The organism is Cohaesibacter marisflavi (genome assembly GCF_963665895.2).
Taxonomy (GTDB): Bacteria; Pseudomonadota; Alphaproteobacteria; order Rhizobiales; family Cohaesibacteraceae; genus Cohaesibacter; species Cohaesibacter marisflavi.
In genome coordinates this window covers 4,633,382-4,650,821 of sequence record NZ_OY762534.1, presented here as the reverse complement: position 1 = coordinate 4,650,821, position 17,440 = coordinate 4,633,382, and the positions used below count along the sequence as shown (strand labels likewise).

12 protein-coding genes, 1 tRNA gene and 1 pseudogene are annotated in these 17,440 nt (G+C 53.6%); 5 read left to right on the top strand and 9 right to left on the bottom strand.

The window, feature by feature from the left end:
- Window positions 1-270 precede the first annotated feature (270 nt).
- Together ACKPCT_RS21640 and ACKPCT_RS21635 are read left to right on the top strand one after the other, a co-directional pair.
- Window positions 271-468: a hypothetical protein gene (locus ACKPCT_RS21640; protein WP_319567934.1), complete on the top strand. Its 198-nt coding sequence runs from the start codon at window positions 271-273 to the stop codon at window positions 466-468.
- A pseudogene (locus ACKPCT_RS21635) lies at window positions 465-1,502 on the top strand (recombinase family protein); the annotation flags it as partial. The gene ACKPCT_RS21640 and the pseudogene ACKPCT_RS21635, both read left to right, overlap by 4 nt.
- Before the next feature lie 567 nt (window positions 1,503-2,069).
- Here ACKPCT_RS21635 and ACKPCT_RS21630 read toward each other — a convergent pair.
- Window positions 2,070-2,144: transfer RNA gene (locus tag ACKPCT_RS21630), tRNA-Glu, on the bottom strand.
- 76 nt (window positions 2,145-2,220) lie between these two features.
- Window positions 2,221-2,595 (bottom strand): hypothetical protein, encoded by a 375-nt coding sequence (locus ACKPCT_RS21625; RefSeq protein ID WP_090073308.1) that lies wholly within the window; start codon window positions 2,593-2,595, stop codon window positions 2,221-2,223.
- Between ACKPCT_RS21625 and ACKPCT_RS21620 the strand changes: the two genes are divergently transcribed.
- Window positions 2,594-3,628, top strand: coding sequence for an RluA family pseudouridine synthase (locus ACKPCT_RS21620; RefSeq protein ID WP_319567932.1), 1,035 nt, complete (start codon window positions 2,594-2,596; stop codon window positions 3,626-3,628). The genes ACKPCT_RS21625 and ACKPCT_RS21620 overlap by 2 nt on opposite strands.
- A 109-nt stretch (window positions 3,629-3,737) precedes the next feature.
- Window positions 3,738-4,634 carry an RNA polymerase sigma factor RpoH gene (gene rpoH / locus ACKPCT_RS21615; RefSeq protein WP_319567931.1) on the top strand — a complete coding sequence of 299 codons (897 nt, stop codon included), beginning with the start codon at window positions 3,738-3,740 and terminating at the stop codon, window positions 4,632-4,634.
- Window positions 4,635-4,830: 196 nt separating this feature from the next.
- Here the strand turns inward: rpoH and ACKPCT_RS21610 are convergent, their stop codons facing one another.
- From ACKPCT_RS21610 to ACKPCT_RS21590, 5 genes are all read right to left on the bottom strand, one after another.
- Entirely contained in the window at window positions 4,831-6,468 is a 1,638-nt protein-coding gene (locus ACKPCT_RS21610) for a hypothetical protein (RefSeq protein WP_319567930.1), read from the bottom strand.
- 79 nt (window positions 6,469-6,547) lie between these two features.
- Window positions 6,548-7,843 carry an adenylosuccinate synthase gene (locus ACKPCT_RS21605; protein ID WP_090073301.1) on the bottom strand — a complete coding sequence of 432 codons (1,296 nt, stop codon included), beginning with the start codon at window positions 7,841-7,843 and terminating at the stop codon, window positions 6,548-6,550.
- Between the two features lie 483 nt (window positions 7,844-8,326).
- Complete coding sequence (gene serA, locus ACKPCT_RS21600) at window positions 8,327-9,916, bottom strand: phosphoglycerate dehydrogenase (protein WP_319567929.1); 1,590 nt, start codon at window positions 9,914-9,916, stop codon at window positions 8,327-8,329.
- Between the two features lie 135 nt (window positions 9,917-10,051).
- On the bottom strand, window positions 10,052-11,215 hold the full coding sequence (locus ACKPCT_RS21595; RefSeq protein WP_319567928.1) for a phosphoserine transaminase: 1,164 nt from the start codon (window positions 11,213-11,215) through the stop codon (window positions 10,052-10,054).
- Window positions 11,216-11,578: 363 nt separating this feature from the next.
- The gene (locus ACKPCT_RS21590; protein ID WP_319567927.1) at window positions 11,579-12,322 is read right to left on the bottom strand and encodes an outer membrane protein; all 744 of its coding nucleotides are present in this window, start codon (window positions 12,320-12,322) and stop codon (window positions 11,579-11,581) included.
- A 341-nt stretch (window positions 12,323-12,663) separates the two neighbouring features.
- On the opposite strand from ACKPCT_RS21590, the gene ACKPCT_RS21585 reads away from it, so the two are divergent.
- A complete protein-coding gene (locus tag ACKPCT_RS21585) occupies window positions 12,664-13,566 on the top strand; it encodes a DMT family transporter (RefSeq protein ID WP_319567926.1) in 903 nt (300 codons plus the stop codon).
- A gap of 70 nt (window positions 13,567-13,636) precedes the next feature.
- Here ACKPCT_RS21585 and glmM read toward each other — a convergent pair whose 3' ends face one another.
- Window positions 13,637-14,983, bottom strand: coding sequence for a phosphoglucosamine mutase (gene glmM / locus ACKPCT_RS21580; RefSeq protein WP_319569453.1), 1,347 nt, complete (start codon window positions 14,981-14,983; stop codon window positions 13,637-13,639).
- A 351-nt stretch (window positions 14,984-15,334) separates the two neighbouring features.
- The gene (gene ftsH / locus ACKPCT_RS21575; RefSeq protein WP_090073292.1) at window positions 15,335-17,257 is read right to left on the bottom strand and encodes an ATP-dependent zinc metalloprotease FtsH; all 1,923 of its coding nucleotides are present in this window, start codon (window positions 17,255-17,257) and stop codon (window positions 15,335-15,337) included.
- Window positions 17,258-17,440 lie beyond the last annotated feature (183 nt).

The following is a 17,440-nucleotide window of genomic DNA, read 5'->3' as shown; positions in this document are numbered from 1 at the left end:
CTGCCTCGATAACAGGATCCTGATTAGTGGAATCTCTGGCTCAACATGCGGCCGGCATAAAACTCAACCGCTTCGAATCCAGCGCAAGTGGAATGAATGGCGCACTTTATTCAAACAATTCAACAGTTTGAATAAAAGTCGAAGAAAATATTTTTAAATTTTTCAAACGGACTCACTTCGTTGATGCCCAGTCGGCGCCTAGAAATCGCCGCCGACTAAACATCAAACTCAGTTTGTCCCCCAATGCCATCAAGTCCGAAACCAGAAAATATGGATTTTTCACATCAGCCGACAACCACGGCAGATGCGAAAAATGTATTGAACTCGGCCGGTCACAGAGGGCAGCCAAAGAATAACAGCCTGACCGTCACCAGTGACTGGGCAGCATCTTTCGAAGTGACCGAAGAAGAAATTCAGTTGATTTTGAACCACCTCGATCGCGACCTTCAACGGATCATGGGAGAATGAAGATGACAGATACAAAGATCAGGAACTGCGCTTTATACTGTCGAGTGTCGACCAGTCGTCAGGCGGAAAAAGACCTTTCCATCCCTGATCAAGTTCGTCAAGCGAAGCAGTATTGCGAGCAGAGAGACTGGGAATTGGTAAGAGAATTTATCGAACCCGGGGCGTCGGCAACAAATGACAATCGCCGGGTTTTTCAGGAACTCATCGCTTTTGCCTGTGGCCCTGACAAACCCATTGATGCAGTGCTCGTGCATTCATTCAGCCGTTTCTTTCGGGACGATTATGAGTTCGAAACTTATCGCCGTCGTTTGAAAAGGCATAAAGTTACCTTGATCTCTATGACGCAAGAAATTGCCGATGATCCGCAAGGTAATCTCATTCGCAGCGTGCTTACCGGATTTGATGCTTACCATTCCGCAGAGACCGCAAAACACACAACCCGTACGATGTTGGAAAATGCCCGCCAAGGCTATTGGAATGGCGGGAAACCACCATTCGGATATTGCACAGTAGAGGCGGAGAAAAGGGGAGACCGGGTCAAGAAAAGACTCGCCATTGACGAGGACGAAGCCACATTGGTGTGTAGGATCTATGACCTCTACATAAATGGAGATGGCGTCAGTGGGCCACTGGGCGTGAAAGCCATTGTCGATCACCTCAATGATAGAGGCATCAAGCGTCGAGGAAAGATGTTCTACGTGAGCCACGTTCACGACATCCTGCAACGAACAATCTACACCGGTACCCACTACTTCAACCGCCTGGACAGCAAGACACGGGAAATCAAACCGCGTGAGGAATGGATTCCCGTTGATGTGCCCCCAATCATCGAACAGGTTGTGTTCGATAAGGTGCAGAGGACATTGGAAGCCAAGCGTCCCCAAAACACACCGCCACGGGTGGTCAGCGGGCCAACTTTGCTTTCGGGTCTCCTGAAATGCGACACATGTGGGGGCAGCATGGTTTTGAGGACCGGAAAAAGCGGTCAATATCGCTATTATGCCTGTTCTACATGCGCCAGGAAGGGGAAAACAGCTTGCCCGGGCAGAAGCATTCGCATGGACTTCATGGATGACATGATCCTGCAAGAACTGGCCCAAAAGCTTTTTAACCCGGAACGGCTCTACCTAACTCTTCAGGAAATCATGGATCGTTCGAAGGGTGGCAAAGAAGCTCTGAAACAGAAGCTGGCACACCTCAAGAAAGAGCATTCTGCAAAAGCGGCTGCGCTTTCAAACCTGTATGCAGCGATCGAAGAAGGTCTCATTGACCTTAATGATCCGCAGCTCAAGGAACGCATCACCAAAACAAAAGCATACCGAGACGAGTTGGAAGAGCAGGTAGAGCTTTTGGCGCGACAGATCAGCGATGACGATCTCGCCATCACGCCCGAGAAGTTGGAAGCTTTTGCCAAACTCATGCGCGAAAAATTTTTCGGCGGAAATCCGAGCATGCAAAAAGCATATTTGAACCTGTTCATAGAACAGATCATGCTGAATGATAATGAAGTGAGGATCACCGGGTCAAAACATGCTCTGACGCACGCTATATGCACCCCCGAAAAACTAAACACGTCTAAGGTGCCCAGTTTTGTTCGGGAATGGTACGCCCTACGGGACTCGAACCCGTGTTACCGCCGTGAAAGGGCGGCGTCCTAACCGCTAGACGAAGGGCGCTCATCAATCGGTGAGGCGGTTTATAGGGAGCTTTGTGTCAAAGCGCAAGAGACGATTTTGACGAATCTGTGAATATTCATTGCCCCTGTGGAATAAACTCGATCCGGCGGCTCACAGAGCCGGATTTCTTGTCGACCGTCATCAGGGATGTCCGATCTTCTCCATCCACCAGAAGATAGATCGTGCCATTCTCGACAATCATCGAGCGCACGCTCTCACCGGCCTTCAATTGATTACCCACAATGACCGGATCACCTTGACCATTCTCTGCACTTTCATTATTGGCTACGCTCTTGTAGATAATAACACCAAGAATGGAAAAGATACCAAGCCCCATGATCAGGATTGAAGAGACAACCATCATGCGGATCTTGCGTTGAACATCCAGCATTTCCGGGCTCTGAAAGGACTCATCGCCGGGCATTTGTTCGTCGGGAGTTTGTTGCACCATGTCTGACTCTTGTTTTGATAGTGAAAATGAAATCCTGTCTTTCCTCATCGAAGAGGACGAGGCCGGCAAGCGCCTTGATGCCGTCATCGCCACCAAGGATACGCGCCACTCCCGCTCCCGCTTCAAGAGCCTGATCAAGAAAGGCCATGTTGTCCTTGCTCGCCCCGATCAGGCAGAGCGGACGATACTGGAGCCCAACCAGCGGGTCAATGTGGGTGATCGTATAACGGTCACTCTGCCTGCCCCCGAAGATCCGACCCCACAGGGTGAAGATATTCCGCTCGACGTGGTCTTTGAGGATGATGACCTGATCGTCATCAATAAACCGGCCGGGCTGGTCGTGCATCCCGCAGCGGGCAACTGGACAGGGACACTGGTCAATGCGCTCATCCACCACTGCGGCGACAGTCTATCGGGCATTGGGGGCGTCAAGCGCCCTGGCATCGTGCACAGGCTAGATAAAGAGACCTCTGGCCTGTTGGTCGTCGCCAAAACAGATGCGGCCCACAAGGGGCTCAGTGAGCAATTTGCAGACCATGGACGGTCTGGCCCTCTTGTCAGGGCCTATCAGGCATTGGTATGGGGGCAGCTCAAAAACAAGAAGGGAACGATCGACACCCAGATCGGGCGCTCGCAGCATAACCGTCTCAAGCAGAAAGTGCTGAAGCAGGGTGGCAGGCAAGCCATCACTCATTACCGCCTTTTGGAAGAATTTGCCTCAGAAGGGGACATTCTGGCGTCATTGGTCGAATGTAAGCTCGAAACCGGCCGCACGCACCAGATCCGCGTGCATATGGCCCATATCGGCCACCCCCTTGTGGGTGACCCGGAATACGGGCAGGGCTTCAAATCCAAGCTCAATAAACTCCCCAGAGACTTGGCCGAGGATATAGAAAACCGCAAGCGACAAGCGCTCCACGCAGGATTGCTGGGCTTTGCGCATCCGATAACCGGCGAAGAAATGGTTTTTCAAAGCGAAATGCCGGAAGATTTACAAAATGTAATGAATGCATTGAAGAAAATGTCAATTTAATTGGGTCAAGGCCCTGTAATTGTCGCATTTCTGCCTATATTTGTTATGTCCGCAGGCTACGGCTGCGCAACTCGTCCTGCCATTTTGGGGGATAAGAGGAGTAATATGAATGGCAAAAGATTCTACTGGCAATATTCCAGCGCTCTCTTCCGAAGGAGGATTGAGCAGCTATCTCAATGAAATCCGACGTTTTCCAATGCTTGAGCCGCAAGAAGAATATATGCTGGCCAAGCGTTACACTGACTATGGTGACAGCAAGGCGGCCCACAAATTGGTGACAAGCCATCTGCGCCTCGTTGCCAAAATTGCGATGGGCTATCGCGGCTATGGTTTGCCCGTGAGCGAAGTCGTCTCCGAAGGCAATGTCGGCCTCATGCAGGCCGTCAAGCGCTTTGATGCAGACAAGGGCTTCCGTCTGGCCACCTACGCAATGTGGTGGATTCGCGCCAGCATTCAGGAATATATCCTGCGTTCTTGGTCCCTAGTCAAAATGGGCACCACAGCAAACCAGAAGCGTCTCTTCTTCAACCTGCGCAAGGTGAAGGGTCAGATTCAGGCTCTGGAAGACGGCGATCTGAAGCCCGATCAGGTTGATTATATCGCCGAGAAACTTGGTGTCAGCAACGAAGAAGTCATTTCGATGAACCGCCGCCTTTCCGGCGACGCATCCCTCAATGCGCCTCTCAAATCAGATGGCGAGAGCGGACAGTGGCAGGATTGGCTGGTGGATGACAGCGAAAGTCAGGAAACCGTTCTGGCCGACAAAGAAGAGTTCAATCATCGCATGGACCTTCTGAGCAACGCCATGGGCATTCTGAATGATCGCGAGCGCCGTATTTTTGAAGCGCGTCGACTGGCCGAAAAACCGGCAACGCTGGAAGAGCTTTCCGAAGAATTCTCCGTCAGCCGCGAGCGCATTCGTCAGATCGAAGTGCGCGCCTTTGAAAAGGTGCAAAAAGAGGTTCAGACAGCTGCAGCCAAGGCACTGGAAACAGAATCTGCCTGAGCCGCCAGCCTCACCATAAAATCTGGCGCTTGGCGACACAGACAAGCGCATGCTGAGAAAACAAAAGACTGCTCGGACACCCGTCCGGCAGTCTTTTTTATGCCTATCGATTGAGACGCGCCTAAACGCAAACCGTGCGTCTCACGCGCTGGCTTCAGATCTTCAAAAGCCCGAGAACGTGCAGGAAGACTCCGCTCTAGCGACTGGACCAGGCTTGAATGGCCTTTGTAATCACCTGATCCCCAGCCTCGCCTTTTTCAAGCGTGAGGATCGCACGACGACCGGTCTCATACTGGATCGGAATATCAATCCAACCGCGCAAATGCAGCAGTTCCAGATTATAGCGTTCTTCCCGGTCTCCCGAGGTAAGCGCAACCCAGTGCAGGTCATCAGCGATGCGAATAGCAGCCCCGACAAGCCCTTCCCCTCGGCTCTGCTCGGTTGGTTTGAGAATAAGTCCAGGAATCTTGACAATCGCCTTGGCCGGATCTGCGTCAGCATGGGTGGCTGAAATCTCGATCAGATGAGAAGCAGGAAGTTCCGCATCCAGATTCTTCTTCATCGTGATGTTGAAGGACATCTTCTTGTCCGGAATGGTTGCGTCGATCACAACAACCGCATTGTCTCCTTCTCCATCAAGAGACCAGAGAACTTCGCCAGCACTTGCAGACCCCGGTTCGCCCTCGCCCCCCGGTTCCTCATAAAGGATCGAGCGCTGGGCAACAGACAGATCAGCCGGACCACTGCTTGCACCATTATTTGCATCTTCAACCGCCGGAGCGGTGGCATCAGCCGTCGTTGTACCGGCTTGAGCGGTTGCATCGTCGTCTTGCGCTGCGCCATCTTCTTCCGATGGAGGCGTAACGGTAATCGTGCGGACGGACTTGGCCGCCATATCGGATGAATTGCTGGAGGAGCCAGTATCGCCCGGTTGCGTTTTCCCAACAGACTGGGCGGAGCCATTGGCAGCCTGCTCGGTGTCAGTCGTATCGGAAAGAAGGAAGGCATCCCTGTTGGCATACAGCAGATAACCACTGCCAATCAGCACAACAACAATCAGCATGGCGATGGCAATCAACCCAAAGCGCGATTTGGAGCCATCATCATCTGCGGAATCATCAGAAGCATAGCTGGGGCGATCGGAGACGCCCTCTTCGATGCTAGGCCGTTTATAGGTCTTGGATTGAGAAACAACCGCGTCGCCAAGCGTTGGTTCGATGCGGGCCGCCTCCCCGCTGTCGCGTTCCTCGCCCACAGCATCGGCAGCATCCTGAGCATGCTTGACAGCCTTGTTGGTCGCCTGCCCGAGCGCATTGGCATCCCTGACTGCATTTTTCAGGACATCCTGTCCAGCGCGACGCACAACCTTATCAGAAGGAGACTTCTTTTCGAGAATCTCCTGCTTGGGTCTTTCCTTGGTATCAGGCCGCTCGCCCTGATGAGGTTTTTGAGGCTTAGCGCGCTCATCGCTAGCCTCGCCTGCGTCCCGCTCATCATCATTCGGCCGGTCGCTTTTGGGCTTGTGCGAAGCCCCAACCTTTGGCGCCTCATGAGGATGTTGATCGGCCCGAACATGTGCCTCATCATCAGTATCATGATGAGCGGGAGCAAGAGACATGCCGCTTCCGCTTAAATCGCGCTCAACAGCCCTTACGGCTTCTTCGAGCGCCATGCGTTGCTTGGATATATCGGCAGGAGTTAATGGCGGATCCATATTCTGAAGCTTCGCCAAAAGCGCCTTGCGCGCCTTGTCGTAGATCGTCTGCCTCTGTTCCCTAGTCTGGGTAGGCACAGCCTCTACGGCCCGCTTCAAAATTGCGTAATAGTCCGCCATTTCCTATTCCATTCACTTGTCCGCCGGAGCCACCTGAGCACAAAAGATCGCACCAACCAAGACAATAGGCAACCCCAACCTAATCTTCGTAAGGGTCCTGCACGAGAATCGTGTCTTCCCTCTCAGGGCTGGTAGACAAAAGAGCAACCGGAGCGCCAATCAGCTCTTCCACATGGCGAACATATTTCACAGCCTGTGCTGGCAATTCTTTCCAGGTACGGGCTCCTGCAGTCGTTTCAGACCAGCCTTCCATAGTTTCATAAATCGGCTCCACACGAGCCTGTGCCCCTTGCGAAGCAGGAAGGTAATCGATTCGTTCGCCATCCAGCATATACCCGACGCATATCTTGATTTCTTCAAGGCCGTCAAGTACATCGAGTTTGGTCAGCGCAATGCCGGTGATGCCGGAGGTGCAAACAGTCTGGCGCACCAGAACCGCATCGAACCAGCCACAACGGCGCTTACGACCGGTGACAACGCCGAATTCATGGCCTTTTTCACCCAAAAACTGCCCTACTTCATCGAACAGCTCGGTCGGGAAAGGCCCCTCACCCACGCGGGTGGTGTAGGCTTTGGTAATCCCCAACACATAGTTGAGCGCTGATGGCCCGATGCCTGACCCGGCAGCAGCCTGACCGGCAGAGGTGTGGGAAGAGGTCACAAACGGATAAGTGCCGTGATCAACGTCGAGCAGGGCGCCCTGCGCACCTTCGAACAGGATGCGCTTGCCAGCCTTGCGGGCCTGATCCAGCAGACGCCAGCTCTGGTCCATGAAAGGCAGAACCTGATCAGCAACGCTCATCAGCTCTTCATAGATGTCATCCGCTTTGATTTCTTCAACACCCAAGCCGCGACGCAGCGGATTGTGGTGAGCCAACAGGCGATCAATCTTGGCAGGCAGGGTTTCCGGATTGGACAGATCCATCACGCGGATTGCGCGACGACCAACCTTATCTTCATAAGCTGGACCAATGCCGCGCTTGGTGGTGCCAATCTTGGTGCCGGCAGATGCGGCTTCCTCACGCATCGCATCAAGTTCACGATGCAGCGACAGGATCAGAGAGGCATTCTCGGCAATGCGCAGATTATCGCGAGACACAGCCACGCCCTGTTCGCCAAGACGGCCGATTTCAGCGACCAGCGCGTGCGGATCAACGACAACGCCGTTACCGATGACACCCATGGTGCCTGGACGCACAACACCAGATGGCAGCAGGCTGAGCTTGTAGCTTACACCATCGATGACCAGCGTATGGCCTGCATTATGGCCGCCCTGAAAGCGTACCACGATATCGGCTCGCTCCGACAGCCAGTCTACGATCTTGCCTTTTCCCTCGTCGCCCCATTGCGACCCGACGACCACAACATTTGCCATCGATGCGAGCTCCTTTAATAACGTTAAATCTGAAAGGGATCGGCCCGATTGCTTGTTAAAAGCAAATTAGGAAATGACGGGAAATTCAGCCGACGCGGTTGCATCAACCAACCCAATCCCATGGAAACGCGCCTTGCACAGGCAAGACACACCCTTTGATGACAGACCTCGCCGTCCAACGGCAAAACCACCTCATCAAGCGAGCAGGACTATAGACAATTCTTTAGTGTGAAGCGAGTGCGAAACCGACTTTTCAAAGGCTAGACCACTGCTGATCATGCATATTTGCCCCGTGAATGCTGCATTTGCACAGTGATTGGCAGCCTTTGGCACAAGATATGCCCTCCCACCCTGCAAACCACACAGGAAACGGCAGCAAAAAGACTCAGAAGGCCACAACAAAAAGGCGTTTCGCAATCGTCACTGATCGCGAAACGCCCTCTCATTTTCATACGCCAGAACGATGGCTCCAGCCCGGTCTAATCAGACGGAAAATTTCAGCGCCTTGGCCTGAACAACGCCCTCCAGCGCCTCGATCTCAGCAATCACCGCATCGCTGATCGAACCATCAATTTCGATGAGCGCAATGGCATCATCGCCAGCTTGCTTACGGCCAAGATTGAAGGTTGCAATGTTCAATTCGGACGTGCCCAGCAAGGTGCCCAGACGACCGATGAAGCCAGGCTTATCCTTGTTGGTGATATAGAGCATGTTCTCACCCAGCTCGGCTTCCATATTAATACCTTTGATCTGGATGATGCGTGGCTTGGCATCACCGAACACGGTACCGGCAACAGAGCGTTCCTGACGCTCGGTCACCAGAGTGAGGCGAATATAGTTTTCGTAGTTGCCCTGCTGTTCACGCCGGGTTTCTTCGATAGTGATACCACGTTCTTTGGCCATCGCCGGAGCTGAGACCATATTCACGGTCTGCAACAGTGGCTTGAGCACACCGGCCAGAACAACGGACGTCAGGGCCCGCGTATTCATCTCGGCCACATCGCCTTCATATTCGATGCGAATGCCCTTGAGGCCACTTTCGGTCAACTGACCGGCAAACGAGCCGAGCTGATCGGCCAGCTTGACAAATGGCGTCAGGCGCGGTGCTTCCTCTGCGGTAATCGAAGGCATGTTGAGTGCGTTGGAAACAGCCCCATTGACCAGATAGTCGGCCATCTGCTCGGCAACCTGAATGGCCACATTTTCCTGCGCTTCAGAGGTCGACGCACCAAGATGCGGCGTACAGACAACATTCGGCAAGCCGAACAGCACATTTTCCTTGGCCGGTTCGTTTGTAAACACGTCAAAGGCAGCGCCTGCGACCTTGCCGGATTTGATGGCCGCAGCCAGCGCATCTTCATCCACCAGACCGCCGCGGGCACAGTTGATGATGCGCACACCGTCTTTCATGGTCGCGATGGCATCAGCAGAAACAATATTGCGGGTCTTGTCAGTCAGCGGGGTATGCAGAGAAATGAAATCGGCCCGTTTGAACAGATCGGCCAGTTCGACCTTTTCAACGCCCAGCTCGACAGCACGCTCCGGCGACAGGAACGGGTCAAACGCGATGACCTTCATTTTGAGACCAACAGCACGGGTTGCGACGATACCACCGATATTGCCGCAGCCGATGATGCCGAGGGTCTTGGACGTGATCTCGACACCCATGAACTTGGATTTTTCCCACTTGCCAGCCTGCGTGGATGCATCAGCAGCCGGAATCTGGCGTGCAACGGCAAACATCATGGCGATGGCATGCTCAGCGGTGGTGATCGAGTTGCCGAACGGCGTGTTCATCACGATGATACCGCGCTGGGTGGCTTTCTCGATGTCCACATTGTCCACGCCGATACCAGCGCGGCCAATCACCTTGAGATTGTCAGCCGCAGCGATGACCTTTTCGGTTGCCTTGGTCGCAGAGCGAATGGCCAGACCATCATACTGGCCGATCACTTCGATCAGCTTGTCCTTGTCCTTGCCAAGGTCTGGCAGGTAATCAACCTCTACGCCCTTGTCCTTGAAGACCTGAACGGCGGTTGGCGACAGTTTGTCGGAAATCAGAACTTTAGCCATGGGAATATCCTCACTGGTTTGCAACGCGCGCCAACTCTCCCCGGCGCAGCAAGTCGCATGAAACGAAAATGGTGTCTTGAGGTCTTGCGACGGCCCTGCCCTGCAGAGCCGTCTGATTGGCAACATGCGCCAGAGCTAGAGCGCGGCCTTTTCCTGAGCAAAGGCCCAATCGAGCCACTTGGTCAGAGCTTCCAGATCGGACGCCTCAATGGTGGCACCGGCCCAGATGCGCAGCCCCGTCGGAGCATCACGATAGGCCCCGATGTCATAAGCAACGCCTTCTTTGTCCAACCGCGCAACCAGCGCCTTGGCAAATTTGGCCTGAGCAGCAGCATCAAGTGCGGCCACATCTTCGTCTACAATGGTAAAGCACACGGATGTGTTGGAGCGGATCGCCTTGTCCTTGGCCAGGAAATCAACCCAAGGCGTCTTGTCCGCCCAGGCTTCCAACGTGGCAAGATTCTCATTGGCCCGTTTCATCAGGGCATCAAGACCACCAATATCTTTGGACCATTTGAGTGCATCAAGATAGTCTTCCACGCAAAGCATGGAAGGGGTGTTGATCGTGGCGCCTTCAAAGATGCCTTCGATCAATTTGCCACCCTTGGTCATGCGGAAGATTTTCGGCATCGGCCATGCTGGTACATAGCTTTCCAACCGTTCTACAGCACGTGGGCTGAGGATCAGCATGCCGTGAGCGGCTTCACCGCCCAGCACTTTCTGCCAGCTGTAGGTCACAACGTCGAGCTTGTCCCATGCAAGATCCTGCGCAAAAGCAGCAGAGGTGGCGTCGCAAATGGTCAGACCTTCGCGGTCTGCCGGGATCCAGTCGCCATTGGGAACACGAACGCCAGAAGTGGTGCCGTTCCATGTAAAGACAACGTCGCGGGAGAAATCAACTGCGCCGAGATCCGGGATCTGGCCATAGTCGGCCTTCATCACACGGGTATCATCCAGCTTGAGCTGCTTGACAACATCGGTTGCCCAACCAGCACCAAAGCTTTCCCAAACGAGAATATCGGTTCCCCGCGCACCAAGCAGAGACCACAGAGCCATTTCCACGGCACCCGTATCGGATGCAGGCACAACCCCGATGCGATAGTCGGCAGGCACGCCGAGAATTTCGCGGGTCAGGTCAATCGCTTCTTTCAGCTTGGATTTGCCAAGTTTAGCGCGGTGAGAACGGCCCAGCGGCGCGTCTGCAAGGCTGTCGAAAGACCAGCCAGGACGCTTGGAGCAAGGACCAGAAGAGAAATGGGGATTGTTCGGCCGTACGGCCGGTAGTGTAATATCTGTCATAAAGCTACCCTCACAGATAGTTGCCTCTCGTTGGGGAGAGGTGTCCCACAAATCGGGTTACTCTTCTTTACGACATGCGTCAAACGGATTCTTGCAGTTGATCACCGTATAGCAACAACAGTTGCACGATTATCGCACAGCTATCGCCTATCCCCGCTCGGGAAATAGCATGGAGCTGGCATGGGAAACAAAATCACCACGTCGAAGAAGGCGATCATCGCTCTTGGATAATCGCCTTCTTCGAGAGGAGCAATAAAGATCTGTCTCCGTCAGCCAATATTCATGACCACATCCGCCACACTTCCATGAAAGCAAAATAGCAGGATAGGTCCGCGCCGATAACGCAAGACAGCATCGCTCGATCTAGTTCAAGTCGTAGCGCAGGCCGAGACGGAACTCGTGCGCATACAGATCGCTGAATTTAACCGGATTTGGCTGGGCTGCATTGGAAGAATGTCCAGTGCGGGCCTTACCGAAATTCATCAGACGATAGTTGGCATCAAGCTTGAGACGATCGCTGATGTCGAATGCAGCACCGGCCATCACGTTCCAGGCAAAATTCACCCGGCTATTGTTGCCAAATACCTGACCAGAGGTCGTGGTATAATCCGTTGCGCGCAGATAGGCCATACCGGCACCAGCACCAACGTAAGGCGTGATCGAATTCCAGGTACCAATATCGTAATAGCCGTTCAGCATCAGAGTCCAGGCGCTGAATTTCAGCGTTTCTTTCGTCGTGCATGGCGCAGCCGCGCATGGTGCATCTGCCTTGAACTTTGCTTTTCCATGATAGTCCAGCGTCACATCGCCGCGGAGCTTTTCATTGAAATAGTAACCGGCACCGATGCCAGCCAACCAGCCGTTCTCGATATCTTCGTTAGCAAAATGCCATTTGGTTCCAGTGGAATCCACCCACGTGGCGCCAGCACCGGTATAAGCGGCAACCCCGAGGTCTCCGCGCAAGTACCAGCCGGAGCCAATTTCTACAGGAACTTCAGGTTCGTATTCGATGATCGGCGGCGCAGGCAAATCCGCTGCAAAAGCAACAGAAGCTGTCATAGCGGCCCCGAACACACTCAAAAACAAATTTCTTTTGAGGCTGCTCATCTCTTTTCCTCTCGACATAAAGATTTGAACTTGAATTAGAGATATACACTCAAGAGAAAAGATCACAGAATTTTCTTAATACTGGATTAACTACGAATATTAAACATAAATACATCAAAGAATAGTCAAACAATCAATTATGCATAGATAAATTCGTGCAAATTGCAAATTTTATTCTTAACAAACCGTTACCAATCCTTAAGCGACGCCCCTCCCGCCTGGACAGGCCCCAGACAAATGGTGCATTACCCATTCTTTCGTTCGGAGGCTCTTGCGCTGGTGGGCCAATTACCGATATAGCCAGACCTACCCGCCACCCTCACCGGACTTTCTAGATAATCATGCAGACTCATGCCCTCCGTCATTGGCTCATTCTGGCTTTTCTCGTCCTGTGTTGGGCCTCGGCCATTATTCTTACGCGCGTGATTGCCGCAGAAATGACCCCCATCTGGCTTACAGCAGGCAGGGTCAGTTCCGGAGCGATCGCCTTGATCCTCTACAGGGTATTTATCGTGCGCAAACCATGGTCGCTCGGCAGGCACCATATTCCGTGGGTTATCTGGCTGGCCCTGATCAGCTCGGCTGTACCGTTCATTTTTCTGGCATGGGGGATGCAATATACCAGCTCTGCAATTGCAGGCATTCTGATTGGAACCGTGCCGCTTTCCGTTCTGGGGTTGGCTCACTTCCTGCTGCCCGATGAAAAGATGACCCGCAACAAGGCGATCGGCTTTCTCATCGGCTTTGCCGGACTTGTACTCATTATCAAGCCCGATTCAGGCCCCGCCTCACCCGAGCACAATCTTGAACTCTTGGGCGAATTGGCCATTTTCTTCTGCAGCCTGTGCTACGCGATGAACACGGTCTCTTCGCGCCTCATCCCGCCAGCCGACAATCTGGACAAGGCAACAGCGGTGGTAACCACAAGCGCATGCCTGTTGCTCTTGGCAGCATTCTTCTTCGAGCCTGCGGATGCCCTTCTCAATGCGGACATGAGGCAGTGGCTCATCCTCATTTATCTGGGTATTGTCCCGACGGCACTGGCCACCCTAATGGTCTTCGTTCTCCTTTCCCAGACCACGGCGACCTTCCTAGCCATGAGCAACTATCTGATCCCCGTGGCCACGGCTCTTGGCGGGATTATCTTCCTCAATGAAAGCCTTACATGGGGCGTATGGTTCGGCTTTGCGATCATTCTTGCAGGGGTTGCCATTAGCAGCCGCCAGGGTCGTCTTCCGGTCTAGACAGACAACAAAAAAAGCCGCTCTGATTTAGAGCGACTTTTTTCATTCTATGCAAAGGATCGATGAGCCTTTAGCCACTGACTTTGCGCACCTCGTCGCAAATATCGCCAACGACCTTCTCCACCAGATCAGAATCATCCCCTTCCGCCATAACGCGAATAAGCGGTTCTGTGCCGGATTTACGGATGACCAGACGTCCATTGTCGCCAAGCGCGGCTTCCCCCGCCGTAATAGCCTTTTTAACGGCATCCGCTTCCAGAGGGGCTCCGTCGGAATAGCGCACATTCATCAAGAGCTGCGGCACCGGCTCAAACCGGTTGCACACTTCGCTGACCGGTTTGCCCATTTTCACCACAACGGCCAGAATCTGAAGTGCGGCGATCAACCCGTCGCCCGTGGTACAATAGTCGCTCAGCACGATATGACCAGACTGCTCTCCGCCCACATTATAGTGATGTTTGCGCATATGCTCGACAACATGGCGGTCACCAACCTTCGTACGCACCAGAGAGAGTTTGAGGCTATTGAGATAGCGCTCCAGCCCCAGATTAGACATGACGGTGGCAACAATACCCGGCGCAGTCAGCAAACCTTCACGGAACCAGCTCTCGGCAACCACAGCCATCAACTGATCCCCATCGACCACAGAGCCTGTTTCATCGACGATAATCACCCGGTCTGCGTCTCCATCCAGCGCAATGCCGATATCGGCCCGCACTTCGCGCACCTTGGAAACAAGAGCCCCGACGGATGTCGAGCCGCAATTGTCATTGATGTTGAAACCATTCGGATCAACACCGATCTTGATGACCTCGGCGCCCAATTCCCACAAGGCATCCGGAGCAACCCGGTAAGCAGCCCCGTTGGCACAATCGATGACAACACGCAGGCCTTCCAGCGAAAGATCCTTGGGCATGGTCCGCTTGGCAAATTCGATATAGCGGTCATAAACGCTCTCGATTCGCTTGGTCCGCCCCAAACCTTCCGGAGCCACCAGACTGTTGACCATGTCGGTTTCGATCAGTTCTTCGATCTCCGCTTCGATCTCGTCAGACAGCTTGTATCCATCCGGTCCGAAAAGCTTGATGCCGTTGTCCTCATAAGGGTTGTGCGAGGCAGAAATCATCACGCCGAGATCGGCGCGCAGAGACCGCGTTAACATCGCAACCCCCGGTGTCGGCACCGGCCCCAGAAGGAACACATCCATCCCCATGGCCGTCAGCCCTGCGGTCAGGGCCGGCTCCAGCATATAACCGGAAAGGCGGGTATCCTTGCCGATCACCACCCGATGGCGAAAGTCACCACGGCGGAAGATCTTGCCGGTCGCCATGCCAACCTTCATTGCAATTTCTGGCGTCATTGGAAAACGATTGGCGCACCCTCGAATACCGTCTGTTCCGAAATATTTAGCCATCAGTCTCAACCAACCTTTCAAGCGGAAAATTATCAAGTCCAACCGCGCCCATGTCAGCCAAAAAGCAAACCGGCGCAGCCAGCAAAAACACAAGTGCCAATAGATACAGGACACTAGAGCGGGACTCGCTAAGGCCCCGTAAATGCATTGCCATTCCTACGCTTTTTATACGTTAAATTGAGAAAGAATTCAGGATCATCCAGTCAAACTTTGTTTCCTGTTGTTACAGGCTGTCGTCTGCCCGTTCGCATACGATTCAATCGCCAACCGTCCAATGCAATGACAGCCAACAAAAAAGCGCCCTCTGTAGGGCGCTTTCTTTATCTTAATCTCACAATCGACTGGAAGAACCGATCAGGCTTCCGGCTGAGGCTCGGCCCCGCCACCATCGGTCTCACCACCCTTTTTGATCGCGCCGGTCGAAGGCACTGCAGAGCCTTTCGGAGTGGTCGGCTCGTCATCCGTTTCGCGGATCGGCGGCGTCCCACCAAGCAAATCGCGAATTTCCTGACCGGAGAGGGTTTCATATTCCAGAAGCCCCTGAGCGATGGTTTCAAGCTCATCCTGATGCTCGGTCAGGATTTCCTTTGCCTTCTGGTAGCCTTCATCAACAAAGCGTTTGATTTCGGCATCCACCAGCTTCTGCGTGTCATCAGACACATTCTGCTGCTTGGCAACGGAATGACCAAGGAAGACTTCTTCCTCATTCTCAGCATAGAGCAAAGGCCCTAGGCTATCGGACATGCCGAACTGGGTCGCCATGGCCTTGGAAAGCCGCGTAGCCATCTGGATATCACCCGAAGCACCGGAGGTAACCTTGTCATAGCCGAAGATCAGCTCTTCAGCCACACGACCACCCATGGCAACCGCAAGGTCGGCGTAGCATTTGGCGCGGGTCAGAGACACCTGATCCTTTTCCGGCAAACGCATCACCATACCCAACGCACGACCGCGCGGAATGATCGTTGCCTTGTGGATCGGGTCAGACGCAGGCATATGCAGAGCAACCAGAGCATGGCCAGCCTCGTGATAGGCGGTCAGTTTCTTCTCTTCCTCGCTCATCACCAGCGTACGACGCTCGGCCCCCATCATCACCTTATCCTTGGCATCTTCGAACTCGGCCATGGACACCAGACGGCGATCACGACGCGCTGCCAGAAGGGCAGCCTCGTTTACAAGGTTCATCAGGTCAGCACCCGAGAAGCCCGGAGTACCGCGTGCAAGGGTCTTCAGATCAACATCGGGAGCCAGAGGCACATTGCGCATATGCACCTTGAGGATCTTTTCACGGCCCGTGATATCCGGGTTTGGCACAACGATCTGACGGTCAAAACGGCCTGGGCGCATCAGCGCCGGGTCAAGCACGTCAGGACGGTTGGTCGCAGCCACAAGGATGACACCCTCATTGGCTTCAAAGCCGTCCATCTCGACCAGCAACTGGTTGAGCGTTTGTTCGCGTTCATCGTTACCACCGCCAAGACCGGCACCACGATGGCGTCCTACCGCGTCGATCTCGTCAATGAAGATGATGCAAGGCGCATTCTTTTTGGCCTGTTCGAACATGTCGCGCACACGAGAGGCACCGACACCAACAAACATTTCCACGAAGTCAGAACCGGAAATCGAGAAGAAAGGCACATTAGCCTCGCCAGCGATTGCCTTACCCAACAGGGTTTTACCGGTGCCCGGAGGGCCAACCAGCAGCACGCCGCGTGGAATACGACCACCAAGACGCTGGAATTTCTGCGGATCACGCAAAAACTCGACAATCTCCTGAAGGTCTTCCTTGGCTTCATCAACACCCGCGACATCTTCAAACACCACGCGCCCTTGCGCTTCGGTGAGCAGCTTCGCCTTGGACTTTCCAAAGCCCATAGCCTTGCCGCCACCCTGCATCTGACGCATGAAGAAAATCCACACGGCGAGGATAAGAATCATCGGGAACCAGGAAATCAGCGCATTGAGCAGCGAGAAGCTCTCGGTCTGTGGCTTGGCTGTGATGGAAACGCCATTTTCTTGCAGCAGAGGGATAAGCGTCGTGTCATTCTGCGGTATATAGGTCTGGAAACCGCTACTGTCCGACATTTGTCCCGTGACCTGCTGACCTACGATCGTGACAGATTTGACACGACCCTGTTCCGCATCAGTCACAAACTGCGAAAATGGAATCTCCTGTGTATTGGCTTGTTGCGCCGGGCTTTGAAACAGCTGGAACAATGCTACCAGCAAAAGGCCGATAATGACCCACAAAGCCAGACTGCGGAAATTCGCGTTCATATGTTATCCCTTGGTTCCTCAGATATCGGGATCGTTCTGTTCCGAAAAACGACCCGTCTCTCTCTTCTGACTGACTTGTTGCAAGCGCAAGGGTGTGATCACACGCCCTTTACAGCAGGCCAGAATTTGCGGCGGCCATAAAAATCGGAAGATTTCTTCGGCGCCTATGTTCATTCTCGATGA

Coding starts and splice junctions, on each gene's coding strand:
- serA (WP_319567929.1), bottom strand. CDS start 9,916: ATGGCTAAAGTTCTGATTTCCGACAAACTGTCGCCAACCGCCGTTCAG.
- ACKPCT_RS21640 (WP_319567934.1), top strand. CDS start 271: ATGGATTTTTCACATCAGCCGACAACCACGGCAGATGCGAAAAATGTA.
- ACKPCT_RS21585 (WP_319567926.1), top strand. CDS start 12,664: ATGCAGACTCATGCCCTCCGTCATTGGCTCATTCTGGCTTTTCTCGTC.
- ACKPCT_RS21605 (WP_090073301.1), bottom strand. CDS start 7,843: ATGGCAAATGTTGTGGTCGTCGGGTCGCAATGGGGCGACGAGGGAAAA.
- ACKPCT_RS21620 (WP_319567932.1), top strand. CDS start 2,594: ATGTCTGACTCTTGTTTTGATAGTGAAAATGAAATCCTGTCTTTCCTC.
- rpoH (WP_319567931.1), top strand. CDS start 3,738: ATGGCAAAAGATTCTACTGGCAATATTCCAGCGCTCTCTTCCGAAGGA.
- ACKPCT_RS21590 (WP_319567927.1), bottom strand. CDS start 12,322: ATGAGCAGCCTCAAAAGAAATTTGTTTTTGAGTGTGTTCGGGGCCGCT.
- ACKPCT_RS21610 (WP_319567930.1), bottom strand. CDS start 6,468: ATGGCGGACTATTACGCAATTTTGAAGCGGGCCGTAGAGGCTGTGCCT.
- ACKPCT_RS21595 (WP_319567928.1), bottom strand. CDS start 11,215: ATGACAGATATTACACTACCGGCCGTACGGCCGAACAATCCCCATTTC.
- ACKPCT_RS21625 (WP_090073308.1), bottom strand. CDS start 2,595: ATGGTGCAACAAACTCCCGACGAACAAATGCCCGGCGATGAGTCCTTT.
- ftsH (WP_090073292.1), bottom strand. CDS start 17,257: ATGAACGCGAATTTCCGCAGTCTGGCTTTGTGGGTCATTATCGGCCTT.